1 pseudogene is annotated in these 1,518 nt (G+C 42.4%); it reads left to right on the forward strand.

Features of this window, described 5'->3' with window-relative positions:
- A pseudogene (locus ACFILL_RS09145) lies at window positions 1-1,426 on the forward strand (hypothetical protein); the annotation flags it as partial.
- Window positions 1,427-1,518: the final 92 nt, after the last annotated feature.

Here is a 1,518-nt window from a genome sequence, read left to right on the forward strand (position 1 = left end):
GGGCGTTGCCGCTGCCCTTGCCGGTGGCAATGTTGATGCCGGCGCTGATGCCGCAGGTAATGCCGCTGCAAATAACTTTTTGGGTAGTGCACAACGCGCTCAGATGAAGAAAGAGTTAGAAGAATGCCCTGATGATCAGTGTCGAAGAGATGTTAACGAAAAATGGTTCGAGATTAGTGAAGAGCAAGATAGGATTTTTGAGATAGGTCTTGCGAAGGGTACGATTGTTGGTGCCGTAAAAGCAATAGGAAACGGAATATCTGAGACAGCTCATGACGTTAAAGAATTAGGATCGGCAATAGGAAACGGAATATATGCGACAGTTCATGACATTAAAGAATTAGGATCGGCAATAGGAAACAGTTCAGTTGATGAGATCTATCAAAATGCCCTTCAAGGCGTTGGAACAGCAAAAGCTTGGGCCACGAGTGGGCATATATTTGATGATGTCTGGGAAGGTGCTGGTCAACTCTGGGAAGGAGTTGGTCAATTCTGGGGAGGTGTTAAGGATTCCTTTAGAGGGCACATAGATCACATAAAGGATTCCTTTGGGGGGCATATAGATCACATACATGAAACAATGGAGAAAGGGGGGGATGGAGCATTCAGTGCTGGTGCTGAATCTGGCGAAATGGCAGGTGAAGCATTAGGAGATGTGGCTTATATAGTGGGTTCTACAGTGCTTACTGACGGTGCTGTTTCAGCAGCCAAGGGAGGCGTAAAGCTTGCGGGCAAGCTTGTAGAAAAAGATCTCATCAAATTTGCTACTAAGACTGAAGAAGCAGCTGCAAAAGCAGAAAAGGAAGTTGTTCAATCAGTTGGAAAAATTGGCTCTGAAAACAGTGCCAAGGGCGAAACATCCCCAAAGCCTTCAAAAAGCAATAGCAATCGTGAAACACTCGAAAAAAATAAGGAGCATCATGACGGAAAGCGTACAGAAGAAATGCAAAAATTACAGGAAGCAGGATGTACAACATGTACGCAAGAAGCATCGTTTAAAAAAATAGTTAAGAAACCTAACGATAAAGGAGTAATGGAGGAGGTTGCAATAAGATCCCGTCCTGATATTCTCTATATAGAGGATGGTGAATTAAAAATTGTTGAGGTAAAAACGGGGAATGCTGGTCTAACCGAAAACCAAAAGATTTTGGAAAAGGAGTATAAAACAGGAGATGCGCAACCCACAGGAGATGTTGTTTTAAAATTCCTTGAGAAAAACAAAGAAAAGCTAAATAAATATCAACAGGAACTCAGCGATTTTAAGAGAGATTATAAAGGAAGTGCAGAAAAATTTGAGGAAGCATTGAGGAATTTTAAGAAAAATTGGCCTAAAGAACAACTGGGCAAGGGTTGGGGGAGACCGATAAAATACGAAGTTATTCGTCATCCGAGCCGTTTAACAGAGCTTCTTGCACAAGGAAAGTGATTCATGATGCAAACTAAAGATGTCACAGAGATTTTAAAAAGACTGGGCTGGGAGCCTTATCGTGATAACGTGGGGGATACTTTTGCGCATTA

Origin of the sequence: Bartonella sp. AP20NXHL (genome assembly GCF_042196165.1) — a bacterium.
In the GTDB taxonomy this organism is placed as follows: domain Bacteria; phylum Pseudomonadota; class Alphaproteobacteria; order Rhizobiales; family Rhizobiaceae; genus Bartonella.